22 protein-coding genes are annotated in these 23,722 nt (G+C 62.0%); 15 read left to right on the top strand and 7 right to left on the bottom strand.

Features of this window, described 5'->3' with window-relative positions; translation table 11 throughout:
• The first annotated feature begins 27 nt into the window (after positions 1-27).
• Positions 28-1,344, top strand: coding sequence for an MFS transporter (locus NCT05_RS20135; protein ID WP_008353154.1), 1,317 nt, complete (start codon positions 28-30; stop codon positions 1,342-1,344).
• Between the two features lie 18 nt (positions 1,345-1,362).
• Here the strand turns inward: NCT05_RS20135 and NCT05_RS20130 are convergent, their stop codons facing one another.
• The 3 genes from NCT05_RS20130 to NCT05_RS20120 all read right to left on the bottom strand — a co-directional run bounded on the left by NCT05_RS20130 (position 1,363) and on the right by NCT05_RS20120 (position 4,021).
• Entirely contained in the window at positions 1,363-1,890 is a 528-nt protein-coding gene (locus NCT05_RS20130) for a hypothetical protein (RefSeq protein WP_008353155.1), read from the bottom strand.
• A gap of 24 nt (positions 1,891-1,914) precedes the next feature.
• Positions 1,915-2,697, bottom strand: a complete 783-nt coding sequence (locus tag NCT05_RS20125; RefSeq protein ID WP_250503024.1) for a DUF2092 domain-containing protein — start codon at positions 2,695-2,697, stop codon at positions 1,915-1,917.
• 349 nt (positions 2,698-3,046) lie between these two features.
• Positions 3,047-4,021: a GGDEF domain-containing protein gene (locus tag NCT05_RS20120; RefSeq protein WP_250503023.1), complete on the bottom strand. Its 975-nt coding sequence runs from the start codon at positions 4,019-4,021 to the stop codon at positions 3,047-3,049.
• A gap of 254 nt (positions 4,022-4,275) precedes the next feature.
• Between NCT05_RS20120 and NCT05_RS20115 the strand changes: the two genes are divergently transcribed.
• The 7 genes from NCT05_RS20115 (at position 4,276) to NCT05_RS20085 (ending at position 9,144) form a co-directional block, all read left to right on the top strand.
• Positions 4,276-5,370 (top strand): calcium:cation antiporter, encoded by a 1,095-nt coding sequence (locus NCT05_RS20115; protein ID WP_175979416.1) that lies wholly within the window; start codon positions 4,276-4,278, stop codon positions 5,368-5,370.
• Positions 5,371-5,475: 105 nt separating this feature from the next.
• Positions 5,476-6,264: an ABC transporter substrate-binding protein gene (locus NCT05_RS20110; protein WP_175979415.1), complete on the top strand. Its 789-nt coding sequence runs from the start codon at positions 5,476-5,478 to the stop codon at positions 6,262-6,264.
• An 86-nt stretch (positions 6,265-6,350) separates the two neighbouring features.
• Positions 6,351-7,475, top strand: coding sequence for a succinylglutamate desuccinylase/aspartoacylase family protein (locus tag NCT05_RS20105; protein WP_008353162.1), 1,125 nt, complete (start codon positions 6,351-6,353; stop codon positions 7,473-7,475).
• Between the two features lie 69 nt (positions 7,476-7,544).
• Positions 7,545-8,012, top strand: a complete 468-nt coding sequence (locus tag NCT05_RS20100; protein ID WP_008353164.1) for an RbsD/FucU family protein — start codon at positions 7,545-7,547, stop codon at positions 8,010-8,012.
• Between the two features lie 109 nt (positions 8,013-8,121).
• On the top strand, positions 8,122-8,271 hold the full coding sequence (locus NCT05_RS20095) for a hypothetical protein (protein ID WP_157695790.1): 150 nt from the start codon (positions 8,122-8,124) through the stop codon (positions 8,269-8,271).
• A gap of 119 nt (positions 8,272-8,390) precedes the next feature.
• A complete protein-coding gene (locus tag NCT05_RS20090) occupies positions 8,391-8,714 on the top strand; it encodes an ArsR/SmtB family transcription factor (protein ID WP_008353166.1) in 324 nt (107 codons plus the stop codon).
• Positions 8,707-9,144, top strand: a complete 438-nt coding sequence (locus NCT05_RS20085; protein ID WP_008353168.1) for an SRPBCC family protein — start codon at positions 8,707-8,709, stop codon at positions 9,142-9,144. Before NCT05_RS20090 ends, NCT05_RS20085 begins: the two co-directional genes overlap by 8 nt.
• A 72-nt stretch (positions 9,145-9,216) precedes the next feature.
• Here the strand turns inward: NCT05_RS20085 and NCT05_RS20080 are convergent, their stop codons facing one another.
• The 4 genes from NCT05_RS20080 to NCT05_RS20065 form a co-directional block, all read right to left on the bottom strand.
• Entirely contained in the window at positions 9,217-10,623 is a 1,407-nt protein-coding gene (locus NCT05_RS20080) for an NCS2 family permease (RefSeq protein WP_008353171.1), read from the bottom strand.
• 336 nt (positions 10,624-10,959) lie between these two features.
• Entirely contained in the window at positions 10,960-12,627 is a 1,668-nt protein-coding gene (ggt, locus tag NCT05_RS20075; protein ID WP_502800890.1) for a gamma-glutamyltransferase, read from the bottom strand.
• Between the two features lie 134 nt (positions 12,628-12,761).
• Positions 12,762-13,523 (bottom strand): SDR family NAD(P)-dependent oxidoreductase, encoded by a 762-nt coding sequence (locus NCT05_RS20070; protein ID WP_008353174.1) that lies wholly within the window; start codon positions 13,521-13,523, stop codon positions 12,762-12,764.
• A 92-nt stretch (positions 13,524-13,615) separates the two neighbouring features.
• A complete protein-coding gene (locus NCT05_RS20065; RefSeq protein WP_008353175.1) occupies positions 13,616-14,545 on the bottom strand; it encodes a LysR substrate-binding domain-containing protein in 930 nt (309 codons plus the stop codon).
• A 439-nt stretch (positions 14,546-14,984) separates the two neighbouring features.
• On the opposite strand from NCT05_RS20065, the gene NCT05_RS20060 reads away from it, so the two are divergent.
• The 7 genes from NCT05_RS20060 (at position 14,985) to oxlT (ending at position 23,705) form a co-directional block, all read left to right on the top strand.
• Positions 14,985-16,622: a peptide ABC transporter substrate-binding protein gene (locus tag NCT05_RS20060; RefSeq protein WP_250503021.1), complete on the top strand. Its 1,638-nt coding sequence runs from the start codon at positions 14,985-14,987 to the stop codon at positions 16,620-16,622.
• A gap of 16 nt (positions 16,623-16,638) precedes the next feature.
• On the top strand, positions 16,639-17,559 hold the full coding sequence (gene oppB / locus NCT05_RS20055) for an oligopeptide ABC transporter permease OppB (protein WP_008353177.1): 921 nt from the start codon (positions 16,639-16,641) through the stop codon (positions 17,557-17,559).
• An 11-nt stretch (positions 17,560-17,570) separates the two neighbouring features.
• Entirely contained in the window at positions 17,571-18,461 is an 891-nt protein-coding gene (locus tag NCT05_RS20050; RefSeq protein WP_409014175.1) for an ABC transporter permease subunit, read from the top strand.
• 3 nt (positions 18,462-18,464) lie between these two features.
• Positions 18,465-19,451, top strand: a complete 987-nt coding sequence (locus tag NCT05_RS20045) for an ABC transporter ATP-binding protein (protein WP_250503020.1) — start codon at positions 18,465-18,467, stop codon at positions 19,449-19,451.
• Positions 19,444-20,427 (top strand): murein tripeptide/oligopeptide ABC transporter ATP binding protein OppF, encoded by a 984-nt coding sequence (gene oppF / locus NCT05_RS20040; protein ID WP_175979410.1) that lies wholly within the window; start codon positions 19,444-19,446, stop codon positions 20,425-20,427. Before NCT05_RS20045 ends, oppF begins: the two co-directional genes overlap by 8 nt.
• 171 nt (positions 20,428-20,598) lie before the next feature.
• The gene (locus tag NCT05_RS20035; protein ID WP_175979409.1) at positions 20,599-22,041 is read left to right on the top strand and encodes an OprD family outer membrane porin; all 1,443 of its coding nucleotides are present in this window, start codon (positions 20,599-20,601) and stop codon (positions 22,039-22,041) included.
• Positions 22,042-22,388: 347 nt separating this feature from the next.
• Positions 22,389-23,705, top strand: coding sequence for an oxalate/formate MFS antiporter (oxlT, locus tag NCT05_RS20030; RefSeq protein WP_250503019.1), 1,317 nt, complete (start codon positions 22,389-22,391; stop codon positions 23,703-23,705).
• Positions 23,706-23,722 lie beyond the last annotated feature (17 nt).

Below are 23,722 nucleotides of genomic sequence, written 5' to 3'. Positions count from 1 at the left end.
GACAAGAAAATCAAGGAGACAAGCCACATGAATACCTTCGCCGCCCCGCGCGAGGCGACGCTCGACGACAGCCGCATCTACAAGAAAGTGTTCTGGCGCTTCGTGCCGCTGTTCGTCGCGTGCTTCGTGTTTTCGTATCTCGATCGCATCAACATCAGCTTTGCGAAGCTGCAGATGCAAAGCGAGCTCGGCTTCTCCGACGCCATGTACGGCTTCGGGGCGAGCGTATTCTTCGTCGGATACTTTTTATTCGAAGTGCCAAGCAATATCGTTTTGCATCGCGTCGGGGCGAAGCGCTGGATCGCGCGCATCATGATTACGTGGGGCATCGCGTCGGCGTGCATGATGTTCGTGCGCAGCGAAACGTGGTTCTACGTGCTGCGCTTTCTGATCGGCGCGCTCGAAGCGGGCTTCGTGCCGGGCGCGCTGTACTTCTTCACGAAGTGGTTTCCGTCGTCGCGGCGCGGGCGCATCAACTCGTTTTTCATGGCGTCGATCGCGCTGTGCGGGATCATCGGCAGCCCGCTGTCGGGCGCGATCATGAAGTTCTGCGATGGCCTGAACGGCATGCCCGGATGGCAATGGCTCTTTCTGCTCGAAGGCATTCCGTCGGTGCTGCTCGGCTTTGTCGTGCTCGCGTTCGTCGATGACGACGTCGATCACGCAAAGTGGCTCGACGCCGGCGAAAAGCGCGCGCTGAAAGCGCAACTCGCGCGCGATCCGAAAGTCGGCGAAGTGCATTCGCTGAAGGCCGCGTTCAGCCAGCCCGTCACGCTCGTGATGGCGCTCATCTATCTGTTCCTCGCGATGGGCATCTACGGGCTCGTCTTTTGGATGCCGCAGCTCGTGAAAACCGCGGGCACGAGCGATCCGTTCATGATCGGCCTGATCTCGATGCTGCCTTACGCGGTCGCGGGCATCGGCATGATCCTGATCGGCAAGCATTCGGACCGGACCGGCGAACGGCGCTGGCACCTCGGCGCATGCGCGCTCGCGGGCACGATCGGTTACGTGCTGTGCGGCTTCTTCCCGACGAACACGGTGATGCTCGTGATCGGCCTCACGATCGCCGCGACGGGCATCATTACGTCGCTCGGGCTGTTCTGGATTCTGCCGACGCGCTTTCTCACCGGTATCGCAGCGGCGAGCGGCATCGCGCTCATCAATTCGGTCGGGCAGTTCGGCGGGATCATCAGTCCGTACATGGTCGGCAAAGTGAAGACGATGACCGGCAGCGCGACGCCCGGCCTCTATGCGATCGCATGCGCGTGCCTGCTGGGCGCGATGCTGATCGTGTGGGGCCTGCCGCGCCGCCTGTATTTCCGCGAGAGCGGCAGCGAGTGAAGCGAACTCGACCGCCGGTCAGTGAGGCGCGTTGACCACCACGTACTGAACGGACGTGCCCGAGTATTGCGGCTGATACCACGTCGAGCCGCATTGCTGATACGTCACGCCGTTGACGCTGATCGCGGAGCAACTGGGCGGCAGTGTATGAACGATGGAGCCGACTATGGCTGCCGTCGCGACCACGGTTGTCGTGACGGCGGCAGCGGTTGCCACCGGATGGTCGTTGTACCAGCCGCCGTTGTTGTAGCAGCAGCCGTGGTTGTCACTGATGTTCTGCGCCGCATTCATCCGGTTATTGCTGATGTTTGTCGCCGCGTTCGTTCGGTTCGAACTGACCTGCTGAACGGTGTCCTGCCGGTTGCCCTCACGCGTCGTGCGGTTGGCTTGCCGTGTCGCGACATTGGTTTCATGCGCGCTCTGCCAGGCGCCGCTATTCACGGACGTTTGAGCGCCGCCGCGGACTTGAAAGGCGCTTGCCGTCGACGCGATTGTTGCCAGTAAGAGCGCCGCGCATGCCGTGCTTGAGAAGTTCTTCAAATTCATGATGATGATCTCTACATTAATCGATTATTGCTTGTCTTTGACCTGCACGATTTTGATTTCGCGCGCGTTCTCAGGGGCCGAGAATGCGAATGCGCCATTTCCGATTTCAGGATTGAGGTTCCAGCGATAAATCGCCGTGTATTGCGGCCGCTCCTTGTCCGACAATGTCACGATATTCAACTTGCACGGCAGCGGTTTATCGCCTTTCTGAACCCAGAGCTGCCAATCGACCGATTTTTCGTGGTATGCATAATGTGAGCACGTCGCGCCGTTTATTGTCTCGTCACCGAGATAGGCGGCGGAAAGCACTCTTTTCATGTCGTCCGGATTCGCTCCCAGCGTGAAAATATCGCTTAACGGCAATTCGATTTCGTACTTGTCGCCGAGATCGCTGATCAGTTCCTTGATGGTGGCCGGCGCCGGCACCGTCGCATAGTATTTGCCCGGCTCAGTGTAAAGCGTGAAGTGCTTTCCGTCGAAATAAGCGTGACGACTGCTGCCAGGCGCACCGCCGGAAATATCCGCCTTGAGATGATCGGGGCGATTTACGGTCAGCTTCGTCGTGTGCGACAACTGGACCAATTGTGCCGTTTTACCGTCCACCATGATTTGATCTGTCGTCGAATCGACATCCAGAACGAACTGCTTCACGGTTTGCATATAAGCGCTCATTTTGGCCAGCGCTTCCATTGCGGCGGGATCTGGTTTATGCGCGGTCGCCGTTTCGTTCGCCGATGCGCTTACCATGCTGCATAACGCGCCTGCAACCGCGGCGCACAGCGCGAGTTTCGCGAAGATAGTCGTCATTGTCTTCTCCTGAATTGATGATTGAAATTCGACGAGATAATCATCAGAGAATACCTTTTTGTTATAGGAACATGATTTAGTCCGCGTAAATTTTCTTTGCCGATTGAAATAAATTATATGATGGAAGTGCGTCAGTTCAACTGAAACACTTATTTTCGGTTTTTGCTTCGTGCCCGGCTGACGCGATTATTACGTTTTTTGACGTCGAACTTATTCCCGCCGTATTTTCGGCGCGTTGAATGAGTATTTCGTTTGGCGGCGCGCTGGACAATCGCTGCCTGCGACGCCGTTTATTTGAATAAACGCAATCTGTTTCGGATCAAAGCACAGATCGCAACGCTCGTTGGCGCTAGCGCGCCGGAGCGCTTTTGCGGGCGGCTTTCTGCGCGTACATCTTGCTGTCGCTTGCCGCGAGCAGATCGATCACCGACGAATGCCGAGCGGCGTCGAACTGTGTCTGCCCGACGCTGAAGCGAATCCGATAACCCGGCGCCGATGCCGCATTGCTCGCCGCGAGCAATTCGCGCAGGCGATCGAGCGCGCGGCGCGTTTCGTTTTCGCGGGCGTCGGTCAGAAGGGCGACGAATTCGTCGCCGCCCAGACGGCCGATGACATCGCTCTCCCGCAGCGATTCGCGCAGCGCGGCGGCGAAGGTCACGAGCGCGCGATCCCCTTCCGCATGACCGAAGGTGTCGTTGATCTGCTTGAAATCGTCGAGATCGAAGAAGAGCAGCGACGCGTCGCGCTCAAGGCGCTTGCAGACGTTCAGCGCATGCTGCGCGAGCGCTTCGAAGCCGCGCCGGTTCGCGATGAGCGTCAGCTCGTCGACGGTCGCGAGCTCGATCGCCGCGATCTCCTGTTCCGCGATATGCGCGAGATCGCGCAACAGGCCGCGTTCGTCGCCGTCCAGCTCGCGCGGGCGCGTGTCGATGAGACAGAGCGTGCCGAGCTTGCTGCCGTTGGGCACCATGAGCGGCTGACCGGCGTAGAAACGGATGCCCGGATGGCCCGAGACGAGCGGGTTGTCGTGAAAGCGGACGTCTGCGCGGGCGTCGGGAATCATGAAGACGTCGTCTTGCAGGATCGCGTGTCCGCAGAAAGAAATGTCGCGCGAGGTTTCCTGCACGCCGAGACCCGCGCACGACTTGAACCACTGACGGTTTTCGTCGATGAGCGAGACGAGCGCGATGGGTACGTCGAAGACGCGGCGCGCGAGACGCGTCAACCGGTCGAAGCGTTCTTCGGCGGGCGTATCGAGGATGCCGAGCGTGCGCAGGGTGGCAAGGCGGGCGGATTCGTTCTCGGGTATCGGTGCGACGAGCATGTGTCTCCGTGCTTAACGTAACCACTGGAGCCGTTATTCTCTGACAATTGCGCAATAAATACATCCGTTCGTGCCGAAGGCGCGCGGTTGCGTTTTCGCTATGATGCCGATGGTCTGCGGCCCTTTGTCACGGCAATCCCTTCGCACGCGCGGCGCTCGCGCAGGTCCGATGCATTCGGCGCGTTTTTGCTGCAACCTCGTGGCTACATCGCAAGAGCCGACGATCCCATTCAACCGATCCGCCCGGAGCGCCGATGAAATTCAAGCTGGACTGGACCCTCGTTTCCCCGATTCTCGCGCTCGTCGTGCTGGCCGCGGCCGCTTTCATACACAGCGGCGCGCTGATCGTGCTCGCGGCCATCGCGCTGGCGTTCGCCGTGTTCGCGGCGGTGCATCACGCGGAAGTGGTCGCGCATCGCGTCGGCGAGCCGTTCGGCACGCTGGTGCTCGCGGTCGCCGTCACGGTGATCGAAGTCGCGCTGATCGTCTCCGTGATGCTTTCCGGGGGTCCGGAAAAAGCCGGTCTGCCGCGCGACACGGTGTTCGCCGCGATCATGATCTGCAGTTGCGGGATCGTCGGGCTGTGTCTGCTGATCGGCGGCTTGCGGCATCACGTGCAGGATTTTCAGCTGCAAGGCGCGAGCGCCGCGCTCGCGATCCTGTGCGCGCTTTCCGTGCTTACACTGGTCTTGCCGAATTTCACGAGCACGGTCGCCGGTCCCGCGCTTTCGACGTCGCAACTGATCTTCGTCGGCGTGATTTCGCTCGTGCTGTACGTGACGTTCGTGTTCGTGCAGACGATCCGCCATCGCGATTATTTCCTGCCGTTCACGCCGCCGGCCGCCGCGGGCGTGCAGGACGAGGACGAGGCGCCGCACGCGCCGCCGCCGAGCAACCGGGAGGCGTGGGTCGCGCTCATCTTTCTGATGCTTTCGCTGGTTTCGGTGGTCGGGCTGGCGAAGCTGCTGTCGCCGGCGGTGGAAGCGGGCGTCGCGGCGGCGGGCGCGCCCGAGGCTGTGGTCGGCGTGGTGATCGCCGCGCTCGTGCTGCTGCCGGAAGGACTCGCCGCCTTGCGCGCGGCGCGCCTGAACCGCCTCCAGACGAGCTTGAATCTCGCGCTCGGTTCGGCGCTCGCGAGCATCGGATTGACTATTCCCACAGTGGCCGTCGTCTCGATCTTCATGGGCCAGCCGATTTCGCTCGGGCTCGCGCCCAAGGAAATCGTCATGCTCGCGCTCACGCTGCTCGTGTCCGTCATTACGCTCGGCACGGGCCGCTCGACCGTGCTCCAAGGCGTCGTGCATCTCGTGATCTTTGCGGCTTTCCTGTTTCTTTCGGTCGTGCCTTGACGCGCGTCGTCCGATCAATCGTGCGATTTTGTTACCATTCACGGTTTTTCGCGCGCGTCCGCGCGCGACGTTTCGCGGTCTCATCGAAAGTCCTGAAGGAAAAGCATGTCATTGAAGAAGTCCGCATCGTTCGCGATGCTTGCAGCACTCGCCGCCGTGTCGTTCTCGGCGCAAGCGAAGGAAATCACGCAAATCCGTTTCGCCGTCGATCCGTCCTATCCGCCGTTCGAATCCAAGCAGGCCGACGGCAAGCTCGCCGGCTTCGATATCGATCTCGGCAATGCGCTCTGCGCGCAGATGAAGGTCAAGTGCGTGTGGGTCGAAAACAATTTCGACGGCATGATTCCCGGCCTCAAGGCCCGCAAATTCGACGCCGTGTTGTCCGACATGGGCATCACCGAAGAGCGCCTGAAGCAGATCGATTTCACCGATCCGCTCTATGACACGCACGCGCAACTCGTCGCGCGCGCCGGCTCGGGCATCCTGCCGACGCCGCAGGCATTGAAGGGCAAGCGCGTCGGCGTCGAGCAAGGCACGGTGCAGGAGCGTTACGCGAAAGTGAAATGGGAGCCGCAAGGCGTGACCGTCGTGGCTTACGGCGATCAGGAACAGGTCGAGGCCGATCTCGTCGCGGGCCGCATCGACGCGATCTTCACCGACGCCGCGCAAGCCGCCATCGGCTTTCTGAAGAAGCCGCAGGGCAAGCCGTTCGCGCTCGTCGGCCCGATCGTCGAGGACAAGGCGATCATCGGTCCGGGCACGGCCATCGGTCTGCGCAAGGGCGACGCCGATCTGAAGAACGGCCTGAACAACGCGTTCGCCGAGATCAAGAAGAACGGCACGTTCAAGCGCATCATGGCGAAGTATTTCGAGACGGATATCTCGATCCGGTAAGCGCCGTCCGCCGCATTCGTTTTCGACCGGAAAGGCATCGTTCGCGATGCCTTTTCTTTTCGCTTTCGACGAGAGATACATCGAAGATGCAGGTTCATCATCATCCGCTCGTCGGCGCGTCGCTCGGCACAGGGCGCGCGATCACGAGCTATCGATTCGGTCCGCAAGACGGCGACGCGGCGCCGAAGGTCTATATCCAGGCTTCGCTGCATGCCGACGAATTGCCGGGCATGGTCGTCGCGTGGTATCTGAAGCGGCGCTTCGCCGAACTGGAAGCAGCGGGGAAGCTGAACGCGCGTGTCGTAGTCGTGCCGGTCGCGAATCCGGCGGGATTGAACCAGCATTGGTTCGGCACGCAAATGGGCCGCTTCGAGATGCGCTCGGGGCAGGACTTCAACCGGCGCTTTCCCGAGTTCGGCGCGGAATTGGCGCTCGAACTCAAGAACCGTCTGACGGGCGACGCGACGCGGAACGCTCGGCTCATCCGCGCGGCGCTGCGCGAGCATCTGGCGGCGCTCGAAGCGGCGACCGAGCTCGAATCGCAACGCATCGAGCTGATGAAACTCGCGTGCGACGCGGATCTCGTCATCGACCTGCATTGCGACTGGGAAGCCGTCGCGCATCTCTACACGACGCCCGGCGCGTGGCCCGCGATCGAACCGCTCGCGCGCTATCTCGGCAGCGAGGCGCAATTGCTTGCGGACGTGTCGGGCGGCGAGCCGTTCGACGAGGCGTGCACGGCGGCGTGGCGCTATCTGCGCGGTGCGCTCGGCGAGCGCTTTCCGATTCCGATGGGCGCGCAATCCGTCACGCTCGAACTGCGCGGCGTGCGGGACGTGTCGCACGAGATGGCGGCGCGCGATGCACAGGCGATCGTCGATTATCTGACGCACATCGGCATGATCGCAGGCGATGCGCCGAAGCCGCCGCCGCTGCGCAATCCCGCGACGCCGCTTGCGGGATGCGAGTACATCCACGCGCCGATGTCGGGCGTGATTCTGCATCGGCGGGAAATCGGCGAGCGGATTCGCGCGGGCGACGTCATCGCCGACGTGCTCGATCCGCTCGACGATCGCCTCGTGCCGCTCGTGGCGCAGACGGAAGGGCTGCTCTACGCGCGGCACTGGACGCGCTTCGCGACGGCGGGAATGCTGGTCGCGCGCATCGCGGGCGCGGACGCGGCGCGGCAGGGCGACCTGCTCGTGCCTTAGCTGCGCCTCGGTTGCGCGGCGGCGGGTACCATATATTCGGCTGGCCTTACGTCATGGAGAACAAGAAACATGCTCAAGAACATCGATCCGCTGCTCAACGCGGACATCCTGCACGCGCTCTGCGCGATGGGTCACGGCGACGAAGTCGTGATCTGCGACGCCAACTTTCCCGCCGATTCCGTCGCACGACAGACGGTGCTCGGGCGCGTGCTGCGGCTCGACGGCGTGAGTTCGCCGCGCGCGGTGCGGGCGGTGCTGTCGGTGCTGCCGCTCGATACGTTCGTCGATCATCCTGCTCAGCGCATGGAGGTCGTCGGCGACGCGGCCGCGCTGCCCGCCGTGCAACGCGAAGCGCAGCGTGAAGTCGATGACGCCGAGGGGCGCGCCGTGCCGCTGGCGTCGATCGAGCGTTTTGCCTTCTACGAGCGCGCGAAGAACGCGTATTGCGTGATCGCCACCGGCGAATCTCGGGGTTACGGCTGCTTCATTTTCAAAAAGGGCGTGCAGTTGGCGCCCGACGCGCCGGAGAAAAATTGACCGATCGACCTAGGGAATACCCTGTTGCTTTTTTGAAAACGTGTTGCGGTGCAGCGAGAAAGGCGTATAGTTAGGGTTATTCCCTAGCTACTTACCCTGAGAGACCCACATGAAAACCACCGCACAACAATCCCTGGTCGTTTCGTTCGGTTCCTGGCTGCGCGCGGCAAAGGCTGCGGTGCGTCGTGAGTGGAACCGTGCGCTGCAACTGCATCTCCAGAACTGCGAGATTCTCGTCGAATCGTATCGCCGCAAGTAAGCCGCGCGCGACAGCATCCCGGTCAAGAGCATCATCCGCAACGCCCCGGAAGTGAAGAGCTTCCGGGGCGTTGTCGTTTTCGCGCTTGACATGCAACCAAATGGTTGCATAATCCGTTCATGGATGACGATTCGGTTTTTCGCGCGCTCGCCGACGCGAGCCGCAGGCAACTGCTCGACCGGCTTCGCGAGGCGAATGGCCAGACGCTCGGCGATTTATGCGACGGCCTCGGCATGACGCGGCAGGCCGTGTCGAAGCATCTCGCGATACTCGAAGACGCGAATCTCGTGTCGACGCAGCGTCATGGCCGCGAGAAGCGTCATTTCCTTAACCCGGTGCCGATCCACGAGATCGCGCAACGCTGGATCAGCAAGTTCGAGCGTCCGCGGCTGGACGCTTTGTCCGACCTGAAACGCACGCTTGAAGGAGACGATCATGAGTAGCGACACGTTTGTGTATGTGACCTACATCCGCACGACGCCGGGAAAGCTGTGGGAAGCGCTGACGACGCCTGAGTTCGTTCGGCAGTACTGGTTCGGGATGCATCAGGAATCCGACTGGTCAGCAGGCTCCGCGTGGAAGATGCTGTTTTCCGATGGACGCGTCGCGGATGCCGGAGAAGTGCTCGAAGCCGAGCCGGGCAAGCGCCTCGTGCTGAAATGGCGCAACGAATTTCGCGACGATCTGAAGGACGCGGGCTGGTCGCGCTGCACCTACGACATCGAGGCGCTCGGCGATGCGGTCAAGCTCACGGTCACGCACGTCAGCGAGAGCAAACCGTTCATCGAGGCCGTGTCGGGCGGATGGCCGAAGATTCTGTCGAATTTGAAGTCGTTGTTGGAGACGGGTTCCGTCGCGCTCGTCACGAAGTAACACGGCCATGAAAAACGGCGCGCTGTCCTCTCGGGCAGCGCGCCGTTTCGCTTCACGCGATCGAGCCGTCGATCAGATCGCCCAGCCGCCGAGATAGAAAACCGCGAGCACGACCGCGATCGCCACCGTGCCGACATTCAGCTTGCGCCATTCGCCCGCGACGATGCGGCCGATCACGAGCGTGCAAAAGCCGAGCATGATGCCCGTCACGATATTCGCCGACAGCACGATATACACCGCGCAAACGAGGCCCGACATCGTGTCGACCGTGTCCTCGAAATGCAGCTTGCTCACGTTGCCGAGCATCAGCAGGCCGACGTACATCAGCGCAGGCGCCGTCGCGTAGGAAGGCACGAGCGCGGCGAGCGGCGACAGGAACATCACCACCAGGAACAGCACGCCGACGACGCTTGCCGCGAGACCCGTCTTCGCGCCCGCCGCCACGCCCACCGACGATTCGATATACGCCGCAGCCGGCGCGCCGCCGAAGCAGGCGGAGAAGATCGAGCTGAGCGAATCGGCGGTCAGCGCGCGGCCGCCGTTGACGATGCGTCCGTTCTTGTCGATCTGGCCCGCTTGGCCCGCGACCGCGCGGATCGTGCCGGTCGCGTCGAACACGGCGGTCATCACGAGCGCGAGCACGCTCGGCAGTACGGCCATCGAGAGTGCTCCCTTGATGTCCATCGCACCGATCAGCGATGCATGGCCCGGCGCCGACAACGCCGGCAGCGCGAACACGCCATGAAAGCGCACGGACGGATCGAAGATCAGGCCGATCGCCGACAGGCCGATCACCACCAGCAGGATGCCGCCCGGCACGCGCCGGCGCTCCAGACCGAAGATCGCGGCGAGGCCCGCCACCGACATCAGCACCGGAAACGCCGTGATATGCCCGAGCGACACCGGCATGCCGGGCGCGGGATTCTTGATGATGAGCCCGACATCGTTCGATGCGATCAGCAGCAGGAACAAGCCGATGCCGATGCCCGTGCCGTGCGCGACGCCCGTCGGCAGATTGCGCAGGATCCACGAACGCACGCCGGTGACGGAGATCGCGGTGAACACGACGCCCATCAGGAACACGGCGCCGAGCGCGATGTTCGGCGTCAATCCCTTGCCGAGCACGAGACCGAAGGCCGTGAACGCAGTCAGCGAGATTGCGCAGCCGATCGCGATCGGCAGACGCGCCCACACGCCCATCAGCAGCGAGCCGAACGCGGTCGTGAGGCACACCGCGACGAACACCGCGCTCGTGTCGAAGCCGGCCTTGCCGAGCATGCCCGGCACGACGAACACGGAGTAGACCATCGCGAGGAACGTCGTAACGCCCGCGACGATCTCGCGTTTTTCCGTGCTGCCGGTTTTGGAAATGCCGAAATAGCGATCGAGAAATCCGCCGCTGGCGGTCTGAACGCTTTCCTCTCGTTCTGTGGGGGTGATGTCGATGTCGCCAAGCTGCTGGGCGGAGGATTCCAACATGAGCTGCTCCTTTATCAGCACGCTGAAACGGAACGCCGTGCGCCGCGCTTGTCAGCTCGCCGGCACCGCGGGTCCATCGTCAGGGTCGTCTCGTATGTAGTTCTGGATGAATGCCGGGTGACGCGCTCTGATGGCTGCACTCGGTCAGGACAGAGACTAGGGGAACAGAACGCGGGGTCCAATCCCATGAAAAACATGCCGCTCATGCCGAGCGGCTTATATGCCGCGAATCCCGCGCGGGGCGGGGCTCTCGCATGAGCGAAAAAAGGCCGGACTAGGGGAAACGCCTAGTCCGGACCGGGACGCTATTTTACTCGTTCGACGTTGTAAGGCGCGTTACTGGATGACGCGCGACACGCCGCGTCCGCGCGGATCGGACATCGGTTCGGGCTTGTCGCCGTCGATGCGGATCGCCTGAATGTCGCCATTGAAGTTCTGCATCGTGAACTTGTAGCCCTTGTCTTCGAGCTGCTTGACGACGCTCGCGTCGAGCTGATGGAACGGCTCCTGATAGATCGTGTCCGGCGGCAGCAACTGATGATGGAATCGCGTCGCGCCGACGGCTTCCGCCAGCGGCATGTCGAAGTCGTACACGTTCGTGATGACCTGGAAAATCGACGTGAAAATGCGCGAGCCGCCCGGCGTGCCGATCACCATCGCGACCTTGTCGTCCTTCGTGAGGATGGTCGGCGTCATCGACGAAAGCGGACGCTTTTTCGGCGCGATGGCGTTCGCATCGCTGCCGACGACGCCGAACATGTTCGGCACGCCCGGCTTCGACGCGAAGTCGTCCATTTCGTCGTTGAGCACGACGCCCGTGCCTTCCGCGATCACGCCCGCGCCGAAATAGCCGTTGATCGTGTACGTGTTCGACACCGCGTTGCCCCATTTGTCGACGACCGAAAAGTGCGTCGTTTCCGCCTTCTCGGGCATCGACGTGCCGAGTCCCGGCTGCACGCTCTTCGTGTCCGAAGGCTTGTCGGGATTGACTTCCTGCGCACGCTTCAGGATGTAGTCGTCGTTGGTGAGCTGCGCGACCGGCACCTTGTAGAAGTCCGGATCGCCGAGATATTGCGCGCGGTCCGCGAACACGCGCTTCTCGATTTCGGCCACGAGATGGATGTACTGCGCGGAATCGAGCGGCACGTCCTGGAACTTGTCCTTGAGGTCGGCCTTCATCTTGAGCAACTGCACGAGGCCGACGCCGCCGGAGCTCGGCGGCGGCGCGGTGATCACGCGATAGCCGTTCCAGCTCGCCGTGATCGGCTGACGCCACACCGCCTTGTAGTCCTTCAGGTCGCGCGTCGTGATGAGGCCGTGGCCTTCCATCGACTTGGCGATCAGCTCGGCGGTTTCGCCTTCGTAGAAGCCTTTCGCGCCTTTATCGGAGATGCGCTGCAAGGTCTTGGCGAGATCCGGCTGCTTGAACACCTGACCGGCCTTCATGCCGCCGAAGTACAGATCGAAGTTGGTCTTGCCGGCGAACTCCTTCGATGCGTTGTCGCGTCGCGAGACGAGCTGATCGTCGACTTCGAAGCCGTCCTGCGCGTACTTGATGGCCGGCGCGAGCACCTGTTTCCACTTCAACTTGCCGAAGCGCTTCTGCGCTTCCCACATGCCCTGGACCGTGCCCGGCACGCCCACCGCGCGATGCCCGATGAGGCTCATGCCCTTGATGACCTCGCCCTTGTCGTCGAGATACATGTTGCGCGTGGCCGAAAGCGGCGCGCGCTCGCGATAGTCGAGGAAGTACGGACGATGATCGACGTAGAGCGTCATGAAGCCACCGCCGCCGATATTGCCCGCTTCCGGATACGTCACGGCGAGCGTGAAGGCGATCGCGACGGCCGCATCGACCGCATTGCCGCCGAGCTTGAAGATTTGTTCCGCGGTGTCGGCGGCGTATTTGTCGGCGACCGCGACAGCCGACGCGGTCAGCACCGCCGGCTGATTGTCGGTGGTTTTTGCGTAAGCCGGCGCCGTCTCGACGAATCCCGCCATCATGAGCGCCGACGCGACGATGGCGCCGAGTGCGACCGAGCGGATGCGAAGTTCCTTTTTCAAAAGCATCTCCTGCGTTCTCCTTTATTGCATGCGACGAAAGACCAGCGCTTTATATACCACGAGCCGCCCGACGCTCAGGGCATCAACTGGCCGCCGTTCACGTCGATGATCTGGCCCGTCACATAGCGCGACATCGCTTCCGACGCAAGATAGAGGAACGCGCCGCTGCAATCGTCCGGCTCGCCGATGAAGCCCATCGGAATTGCCTTGCGGAAGGATTCAAGTTGTTCCGGCGATGTGAAGCGCTCCTGAAACGGCGTCTGGATCACGCCGGGCGCGACCGCATTCACGCGGATGCGATCCGGCATCAGTTCCTTCGCCATGCCCTTGGTGATGGTGCTGACGAAGCCCTTCGACGCCGCGTAGAGGAGCGCGCCCGGCCCGCCGCCGTTGCGCGCCGCCACCGATGTCACGTTGATGATCGAGCCGCCGCCGCCCGAGCGCAGCGACGGCAGCGCCGCGCGCGTGAACGCGACGACCGAGCGCGCGTTGATGTGCATGATCTCGTCGAAGAGCTCGTCGCTCGCGGACGCGATCGGCTCGCGTTTCACGAGACTGCCCGCGTTATTGATGAGCACGTCGATCTTGCCGAACGTATCGGCGACTTGCGCGACGGCGGCATCGATGGCTTTTGAATCGCGCACATCCGCGCCGACGGTGATCGCCGTGACGCCGAGCGCGCGCACGTCCTTCGCGACTTCCTCGGCCTTGTCTTTCGAGCTGTTGTAGTGCACCGCGACATTCGCGCCGTATTGCGCGAACGCTCGCGCCGCCGCCGCGCCTATGCCGGTGCTCGCGCCGGTGATGAGAATCGACTTGCCTTTCAGATCGTGCATGTGTGCTCCGTATGGATGAGGGTTTGAAGCGGGCGCAACAGACGAGAGTATGAAACGGAAAACCGATCGGCGGCCGAGTGGCGCGCGGTGCGTCAGTCCTCCGCGAGAGGCGCTTCTTCGGCGGCCTCGAACGAATAGTGCTCGACCACGCGCTTCACCGAACTTCGGAACGATGCGACGAGATCGGAGCGGATGCCGCTGCTCGGATACGACAGCACGTATTCATATTCGATGTCGGTCTCGAACGGCCGCACGACCACGCCGTGCGCGCGCCAGACCTTGGCCGCGAACGGCTCGACGATCGAAATGCCGAGCCCGCCCGCCACCATCGCGTAACGCGTGTGCGCCGTGTCGGTGAAAACGGTGTAACGCGGCCGGTCTTCCGTCGATGAAATCAGCGATTGCTCCGCCTCGTACGGCTGGCGCGCGTTCGGCAGCCAGCCGATGAGCTTTTCGCCGCGCAAGTCGGAAGGGCGCACGATCTTCTTCTTCGCGAGCTTGTGCGTCGTGGGCATCGCGCACGACGCGCGCGCCTTGAGCAGCGTCTCCACCTCGATGCCCGCGACCGCCGGAAACGCCAGGCTCAACGCGACATCGGCCTTGTGGTTCTGCAGGTTCACCAGCACTTCCGGCACTTTCACCGAATCGACCTTGATCGGCACGCCGGGATGACGTTCGGTGAAATCGGCGAGTACGGGCGGCAAAAGCGTGGTCGCGAGCACGGGCATGCATGCGACCGTGAGGCTGTCTGAAGCTTCCTCGCGAATCATTGCGGCGACCTGCTTCAAGCGCTCCAGGCCGAGGAAGTTCTCCTCGACGGACTTGTAGAAGCGCAGGCCGGCGGTCGTCGGATTGAGACGGCCGCCGATGCGCGAGAACAGGCTGAAGCCGAGATCGGCTTCGAGATCGGCGATCAGGCGGCTGATTGCGGGCTGCGTCACATGGAGTTTTTTTGCTGCGCCGACACTGGTGCCGGTCATGATGAGGCTGCGAAATGCCTCGATCTGGCGGAAACGGATCATCTTTCGGACGGCTCTGAAGCGGCGGTTATACGGCGACGCAATCTTATAGGAAACAAACACTTGCTGCCTTAACCCTGTTCAGCTAACAAAAGCCCGAAAGTGCGTTAAACCAACAAATTAAACGACTATTCGAAAAATTTAGTGACTATAAGCACATGTGAGTGGCATCCGTCTTATTGATACGAAATACTCGCCGCCAGCCTGAAGCACGAATGAAAGCGTCTACGTAAGAAATATCCGCCAGACGCGCGGTTTTCAACGAGTTATCGGCATTGGCGCGCCGACAGATGATAGAAAGCAATACGTTAGATTCTCCGGGCTTGAAGCTGCTTTGTTTAGCCCAACGGCGATAAACGATCCGCTACACGAAGGACTGCCAAATTTCGAAAGCCCGGCGAAAGGCAACAATCGATAAACGAGACAGGAAAGAGGATTCCCCATGACGTTTTTTGCCGTTCCCCACGCATCGATCCAACGCACGAAACTCGCCGCCGCCGCGGCGCTGCTCGCGTTCTCCGCGCTGAACGCGTCGGCCGCCATCGTGCCGCCGGGTGTTGCGCTCGCCGCGAAGCAGGAACTCGTGCGCAACAACGGCTCGGAGGTCGAGACGCTCGATCCGGCGCTGGTCGAAACCGTGGTGGCGGCCAACGTCTCGCGCGACCTGTTCGAGAGCCTGACCGCGACGAATTCGGACGGCACGGTCGTGCCCGGTGTCGCGGAAAAATGGGAACAGAAGGACGCGACGACCTGGATTTTCCATCTGCGCAAGAACGCCCGCTGGTCCAATGGCGACGCCGTCACCGCAAACGATTTCGTGTACGGCTGCCAGCGCTTCCTCGACCCGAAAACGGCGTCGTCGTATGCGAGCGTGTACGGCCCGTTCCTGCTGAACGGCGCGGATATCGCCGCGGGCAAGAAGCCGGCGAGCGCGCTCGGGGTGCGCGCCATCGACGCGAGCACCGTCGAAATCAAGACCGCCGGACCCGTGCCGTTCCTGCCGGAACTGATGTCGAATCCGAACCTCGGGCCGGTGCATCGCGCGACGATCGAGAAATTCGGCAAGGAATGGACGAAGCCGGGCAACATCGTCAGCAACGGCGCGTTCCAGTTGAAGGACTGGCAGGTCAACAGCAAGCTCGTGCTGACGAAGAACGCGAACTACTGGGACAAGGCGAACGTTCAACTGACGCAAGTCACGTATCTGCCGGTCGAAGACGAGAACACCGACGTCAAGCTGTTCCAGTCCGGCGAGAACGACATGACGTATCAGCTTCCGACCGGCACCTACGCGAAGTACAGCCAGCAGTTCCCGAAGGACATCCGCAACTCGCTGATTCTCGGTACGCGCTACTACAGCTTCAACAATCGCGATCCGCTGCTGAAGGACGTGCGCGTGCGCAAGGCGCTCTCGATGGTCATCGACCGCGACCTGCTCGCGCAACGCGTGACCGCCGATGGTCAGACGCCGCTTTACGGCCTGCTGCCGAAGGGCGTGAGCGGCGCCGACGTGTCGAACTACGAATGGGCGACGTGGCCGATGGCCAAGCGGGTCGAGGAAGCCAAGAAGCTGCTCGAACAGGCGGGCGTGAAGCCCGGAACGAAGCTGCGATTCGCGATGAACACGAGCGATTACAACAAGAAGATGGCGATCTTCGTCGCATCGGAATGGAAGTCGAAGCTCGGCCTCGCGATGGACATCGAATCGATGGAGTTCAAGGTGCTGTTGAAGAAGCGCCATGAAGGCGACTATCAGATCGCACGCAACGGCTGGGTCGCCGATTACAACGACGCGACGACCTTCCTTACGCTCGTGCAATGCAAGTCGGAGCAGAACGACAATTTCAGCTGCAACCCGAAGGCCGACGCGCTCATCAAGGAAGCCGGCGAAACCACGGATCAAGCCAAGCGCACGCAGTTGCAGACGCAGGCCGCGAAGATCGTAATGGACGACTATCCGATGCTGCCGCTCCTGCAATACGGCCTGCCGCGCCTCGTGAAGAGCTACGTCGGCGGATACTCGCTGAAGAATCCGATGGATCATTACGGCAGCAAGGATCTCTACATCGTCAAGCACTGACGGCAAGGAGCCTTTCATGTGGTCCTATACCTTGCGGCGCGTGTTGCTCACGCTGCCGACGCTGCTGATCGTCGTGACGATCTGCTATCTGCTCCTGCACGCAACGCCGGGCGGTCCGTTCGATGGCGAGCGCAAGATTCCGGCGGAAGTGCTCGCGAATCTGCAGGCGAAGTATCACCTCGACGAGCCGCTGTGGAAGCAGTATGTGTTCTATCTTCGAGACCTTCTGCACGGCGATCTCGGTGCGTCGTTCCGTTATGCCGACTGGAGCGTGAACGATCTCGTGCTTCGTGCGCTGCCGGTGTCGCTGACGATCGGCGGCGTGTCGATGCTGCTTGCCATCGTGATCGGCGTCGCGCTCGGCATCGCCGCGGCACTGCGCCGCAATAGCATCGCGGACTATGTGCTGATGCTCGCCAGCAACGCGGGCAATGCGTTCCCGTCGTTCGTGCTCGGGCCGGTGTTGATCCTCGTCTTCGCGATCCTGCTCAAGTGGCTGCCCGCGGGCGGCTGGAACGACTTCCAGTTGCGCTATATGGCGCTGCCCGTCGCGCTGCTCGTGATGATCAACGTCGCCACGGTCGGCCGCGTGACGCGCGCGAGTCTGATCGAAGTGCTGAACACGAACTACATCCGCACCGCGCGCGCGAAAGGCTTGCCGATGCGCACCATCGTGCTGCGCCATGCGCTGAAGCCGACGCTCATTCCTGTCGTCTCGGTGATCGGCCCGCTCGCGATCTCGTCGATCACGGCGGCGGTCGTCACGGAATCGGTGTTCTCGCTGCCGGGCATCGGCAAGCTGATCGTGAACGGCGCGGCCAATCGCGATTACACGCTCGTGCTCGGACTCGTCGTGCTCGTCACGGTGGTGGCCGTGCTGCTCAACCTGCTGGTCGATCTCGCGTATGCGTGGCTCGATCCGAAGATTCGTTACTGAAAGGGCGCGCGATGAAATCTGCTTCTCTTGCACCGATGCTCGAAAAGGCGGTCGCCGGCCGCAGCCCGTGGCAGGACGCGCGCGCGCGTTTCCTGCGCAACAAGGCGGCGGTCGTGAGTCTCGCGCTGCTCGTGCTGATCACGCTCGCGTGCATCGTCGGACCGTGGTTGTTGCCGAACGAATTCGACTCGACCGACTGGAACGCGACGAGCGTCGCGCCGACGCTCGCCAACTGGCATCTGTTCGGCACCGACGACACTGGCCGCGATCTGCTCGTGCGCTGCCTGATCGGCGGGCGCGTGTCCCTGATGATCGGCGCGCTCGCCACGCTCACGTCGGTGACGCTCGGCATCCTGTGGGGCGCGGTCGCGGGCTTCGTCGGCGGACGCGTCGATAACGCGATGATGCGTATCGTCGACATGATGTACGCGATTCCGTATCTGCTCATCGCGATTCTGATGGTGACGCTGCTCGGCCGCGAGTTCTATCTCGTCGTCATCACCATCACGATCTTTTCGTGGATGGACATGGCGCGCGTCGTGCGCGGCCAGACGCTGTCGATCCGCTCCAAGGAATATGTCGAAGCGGCGCGCGCGATCGGCGTGCCGACGCGGCGCATCATCGCGCGGCATGTGGTGCCGAATCTGCTCGGCATCGTCGCGATCTATACGACTGTCACCGTGCCTGCCGTCATCCTCACGGAATCCGTGCTGTCGTTCCTCGGCCTCGGCGTGCAGGAACCGATGACGAGCTGGGGCGTGCTGATTCAAGACGGCGTCGGCGTGATGGAGTCGTCGCCGTGGATTCTGCTGTTTCCGGCGGCGCTGCTCTCGATCACGCTTTACTGCATCAACTTTGTCGGCGACGGGCTGCGCGACGCGCTCGATCCGAAGGACAGGTGAGCCATGCCGCTACTCGAAGTCAACGATCTGCAAGTCGAATTCAGGACGCACGACGCCGCCGTGTGCGCCGTCAACGGCGTGAATTTCACGCTGGAAGAGGGCGAGACGCTCGGCATTGTCGGCGAGTCGGGCTCGGGCAAGAGCCAGAGCGTGCTCGCGATGCTCGGCCTGCTCGCATCGAATGGGCGCGCGAGCGGACGCGCGATGTATCGCGGCGAGAATCTCATCGGCATGACGAATCGCGCGATGAACCGCATCCGCGGCAATCGCCTGTCGATGATCTTCCAGGATCCGATGAGCTCGCTCAATCCGTATCTCACGATCGAGCGGCAGATGACCGAAGTGCTCGAACTGCACAAGAACGTCACGCGCCGCGAAGCGAAGAAGCGCGCAATCTCGATGCTCGAAGCCGTGCGCATTCCCGAGGCCGCACATCGCATCGGGCAGTATCCGCACGAGTTGTCGGGCGGCATGCGTCAGCGGGTGATGATCGCAATGGCGTTGCTGTGCGAGCCCGAAGTGCTGTTCGCCGACGAGCCGACCACCGCGCTCGACGTCACCGTGCAAGCGCAGATTCTGCAATTGTTGCGCAATCTCCAGCATGACTTCGGCACGTCGATCGTATTGATCACGCACGATCTCGGCGTCGTCGCCGGCTTGTGCGAAAAAGTCATGGTGATGTACGGCGGGCGTGTGATGGAACAGTGCGATGCGAACACGTTGTTCGCGCAGCCTTCGCATCCGTACACGGTCGGCCTGTTGCGCGCGTTGCCGCGTCTCGATCACGACGGCGGCGAGCTGACCGGCATCCCCGGCAATCCGCCGAACATGGCCCATCCGCCGGCGGGCTGTCCGTTCCACGAACGATGCGCCGATGCAAGCGATGAATGCGCCGTCGATGCGCCCGCGCTGAAGGCGATCGGACCGGGCTGGCTGCGGGCCTGTCATCGTCCGGTTCATCTGATCAAGAAGGAAGCGAGCCATGTCTGACGCGACGATTCTCTCCGTGCGCGACATGCGCGTGCATTTTCAGGTGAAGCCGAAGAACCGTCTGCCGTGGGCGGCGCGCCGCACGCTAAAGGCCGTCGACGGCGTGAGCTTCGATCTCAAGGCGGGTGAGACGCTCGGCGTCGTCGGCGAATCGGGTTGCGGCAAGTCCACGTTGTCGCGCGCGATCCTCAATCTCATTCCCGCGACGAGCGGCGACATCGTGTGGATGGGCGCGCGCTTGTCGGGCGCTTCGACGCGTGAATGGCATCGCGTGCGCGGCGACGTGCAGATGATCTTTCAGGACCCGCTCGCATCGCTCGATCCGCGCATGACGATCGGGCAGATCATCGCGGAGCCGCTCGTCGAGCATCGGCCGGGCATGAACACGCGCGAAGTCGAAGAACGCGTGCGCGCGATGATGGCCAAGGTCGGTCTGCGCGAGCAGATGATCAACCGCTATCCGCACGAGTTTTCGGGCGGGCAGTGTCAGCGCATTGGCATTGCGCGGGCGCTGATCGTCGAGCCGAAGCTCGTCATCTGCGATGAACCGGTGTCCGCGCTCGATGTGTCGATTCAGGCGCAGATCGTCAATCTGCTGAAGTCGCTGCAAAAAGAGATGAAGCTCGCGCTCATCTTCATCGCGCACGATCTGGCCGTGGTGCGGCACATCTCCGATCGCGTGATGGTGATGTATCTCGGCCGCGTGATGGAGCTCGCGGAGAAGCACGCGCTCTATGACACGCCGCGTCATCCGTATACGCGGGCGTTGCTGTCGGCGGTACCGGTACCCGATCCGGCCGTCGAGCGCGCAAAGACCGTGCAGATTCTGTCGGGCGACATTCCGAGCCCGATCGATCCGCCTTCGGGCTGCGTGTTTCATACGCGCTGTCCGATGGCCGACGCGCGTTGCGCACGCGAAGTACCGGTGTTGCGCGCGCTTGGTGAGAGTTCGTCGGCCGCCTGTCTGTATGCGTGATGGCCCCGGCGTAAAGGGACACTTTCTCTTTTACTAGCGCGTCCCTGAACGGACCGTTCGTGCCGATCCTTCGCGATCGACGGGTACGGTTCACTTTGTCGAGTAATTCGGAATCCTTTCTAGTTGTTCATTTCATGTTGTTTGCGGGTCGAGTCAGTGGAGATACTTTTCATGAAAAAACAAAAAACGTCAGCGGCATTGTCCATTTTGCTTTTCGGCGCTTATATCGCCGCAGCCGTTCCGGCACATGCGCAACAGGCGCCGACGCAGACCGCGCAGGCGCAGCAGCCATCCGCCGACGATGATCTGCTCACGCGTCAAAAGGCGCTGGCACCGGATTCGCCGCCCAACACGGAAGCCGATGCGCCCGTCAGCAATCAGGCGAAATCGAAGGGATTCATCGAGGATTCGCACTTGAATCTGTTGATGCGGTCCTTCACAGAGCATGACGAATTCAAGGGCGCAGGCAAGAAGGACGCGTGGGTCCTCGGTGCGCAGGCCGTGTTCGAGTCGGGCTATACGAAAGGGCTGATCGGCGTGGGTGCGGACGTGTCGCTCTTCGGTGCGTTCAAGCTGAACGGCGGGCAGGGCGCGGGCAATCGCGTGCACGTTTCCTCGAGCGGCGACCCGAGCGGCGCGAACCAGCTCGCGTGGGCGTATCCGGGCGTGTGGGACGTGAAGGCGCGCGTGTCGAACACGGTGCTTAAATACGGTCAGCAACTCTTCGATAACCCGTTCCTCGTGCCGCACGACAACCGCGCGTTGCCGCCGACGTATCGCGGCTTCTCGCTTGCCAGCGACGAGATCAAGAACCTGACGCTCAAGGCCGGCACGGTCGATGGCGTGATCGCGCGCGGCATGACGACCGTCACCGGCCTCACGACGGAATACGGCGGCACGCACGTCTCGCAGTTCACGTACTTCGGCGGCGACTGGACACACGGTGACGATACGGCCGTCTCGCTCTACGGCAGCGTCGCGAACAACGTATGGCAGCAGTACTACCTGACGGCGACGCAGAGCATCGGCGATCCGAAGAGCATCCGCTGGACGGGTTCATTGAACTACTACTACACCGGCGCGATCGGCGACAAGCGTCAAGGGTCGATCAACAATAACGCGTATTCGCTCGCGCTCGCCGGCACGCACGGCGCGCATACGGTGCAGTTCGCGTTCCAGCAGATCGTGAGCGATCAGACGTTCGACTACATGGGGCAATCTGCGGGCGATTATCTGTCGAATTCGCTCGATGTCGACTACAACCAGCCGCATGAAAAATCGGTGAGCCTGTCCTATTCGCTCAACCTCAAGGAATACGGCCTGCCCGGCGCGAAGTTCGCGTTGTGGGGTGCTTACGGCTGGGGCGCGGATGGCAGCGCGATGGCTAACGGCGACAGCGCTCAGGCGGCTAACTATCTGGTGAACGGCAAGCCGATCAGCGGTACGCACTACGAAATCGGCGTGATCCCGAGCTACACGATTCCCGACGGCAAGTTCAAGAACACGTCGATCAAGTTCTACTACATGCATCATCACAGCAATAGCGCGTACTATCCGGACGGCACGAGCGACGTCTACCGGCTGATGGTCAATGTCCCTGTGAACGTGTTCTGAAAACGCCTAAAAACACCGCAGCGTAAACCCTACAAAAATACCCGTTTACATTACGTTTAACTTTCATTTATAAAGAGAGGGCGTGCTGCGGATTGCCATGTCTCGCCCACGCTCATCGCCCGGCAGGTCTCCCTCTGCCGGGCTTTTTTTCGTCTGTACGATCCGCGCTCACTGCAGCTTTCATGCGCTTACACCGTTTCATCCTCTAAGTGAAAACCCCGCCATTTCTTTCGCTTGACTTACTTGATATATCACATACTGTGTATATGCGCGCAGCATGAATGGGCGTCGCGGGAGGCGTCGTTCGACGTCCGCATACACAAGGCATATTTGCCAAGGAGACAGGCATGGGAATGAACCAGATGGGCCGCGATGACAAGGCGTCGCGCCTCGCGTCGCCGTGGGTGCAGTTGGTTTTCGGCGTGATTTGCATGGCGATGATCGCGAACATGCAGTACGGCTGGACGCTCTTCGTCAATCCGATCGACGAGAAGTACCACTGGGGCCGCGCGGCCATTCAGGTGGCGTTTACGATCTTCGTCGTGACGGAGACATGGCTCGTGCCTATCGAGGGTTATCTCGTCGACAAGTACGGTCCAAGGCCGGTGGTGGTCGGTGGCGGGCTGCTATGCGCGATCGCGTGGGCGATCAACTCGGTGGCGTCGTCGCTGCCGCTTCTGTACTTCGCCGCGGCGGTCGGTGGCGTGGGTGCGGGCGCGGTGTACGGCACGTGCGTCGGCAACGCGCTCAAGTGGTTCCCGACGCGGCGCGGACTTGCTGCGGGCATCACGGCGGCAGGCTTCGGGATGGGTTCCGCCGCGACCGTCGTGCCGATCGCGCACATGATCAAATCGAGCGGCTATGAAGCGACGTTCCTGTGGTTCGGTCTCGGCCAGGGCCTCGTGGTCTTCCTGCTCGGCATGGCGCTCTATGCGCCGCCCGCGCAGTTGCTCGCGACGGTGAAGAGCACGGTCAAGGCCGCGGTCTACAACGCGAGTCCGAAGCAGGTGCTGCAGTCGCCGATCTTCTGGGTCATGTATCTGATGTTCGTGATGATGGCCGCCGGCGGCCTGATGGCGACCGCGCAGCTCGGTCCGATCGCGAAGGACTTCGGCTTGCACGATTCGCCCGTGTCGATACTCGGCTTGACCTTGCCCGCGCTGACCTTCGCGCTCACGATCGACCGCGTGCTCAACGGTCTGACGCGGCCGTTCTTCGGTTGGGTCTCGGATCGCATCGGACGTGAAAACACGATGTTCGTCGCGTTCGCGATCGAGGCGGTGGGCATCGTCGCGTTGTCGAAGTACGGGCATAGCCCGATCGCGTTTGTCGTGCTGACGGGCATCGTGTTCTTCGCGTGGGGCGAAATCTACAGTCTCTTCCCGGCGACGTGCGGCGATACCTTCGGTCCGAAGTTCGCGGCGACGAACGCGGGCCTGCTGTACACGGCGAAGGGCACGGCGGCGTTGCTGGTGCCGTTCTCGAGCGTCATCACGACGATGACCGGCAGCTGGCACGCCGTGTTCATGCTTGCGGCGGGGATGGCGGCGATATCGGCGCTGCTCGCGCTTTTCGTGCTGAAGCCAATGCGCAATGCGCATTCGCAGAACCAGCAAAGTCTCATGCAACAAGGGCTAACCAAAACGAACCAGATATCTTCCTGAAATTAGCCTGGTTTTCA

The sequence above is a fragment of the Caballeronia sp. AZ7_KS35 genome (genome assembly GCF_023631045.1).
GTDB classification, from domain to species: domain Bacteria; phylum Pseudomonadota; class Gammaproteobacteria; order Burkholderiales; family Burkholderiaceae; genus Caballeronia; species Caballeronia zhejiangensis.
The sequence above is the reverse complement of the archived record's forward strand: the minus strand, read 5'-3'. Positions and strand labels throughout refer to the sequence as shown.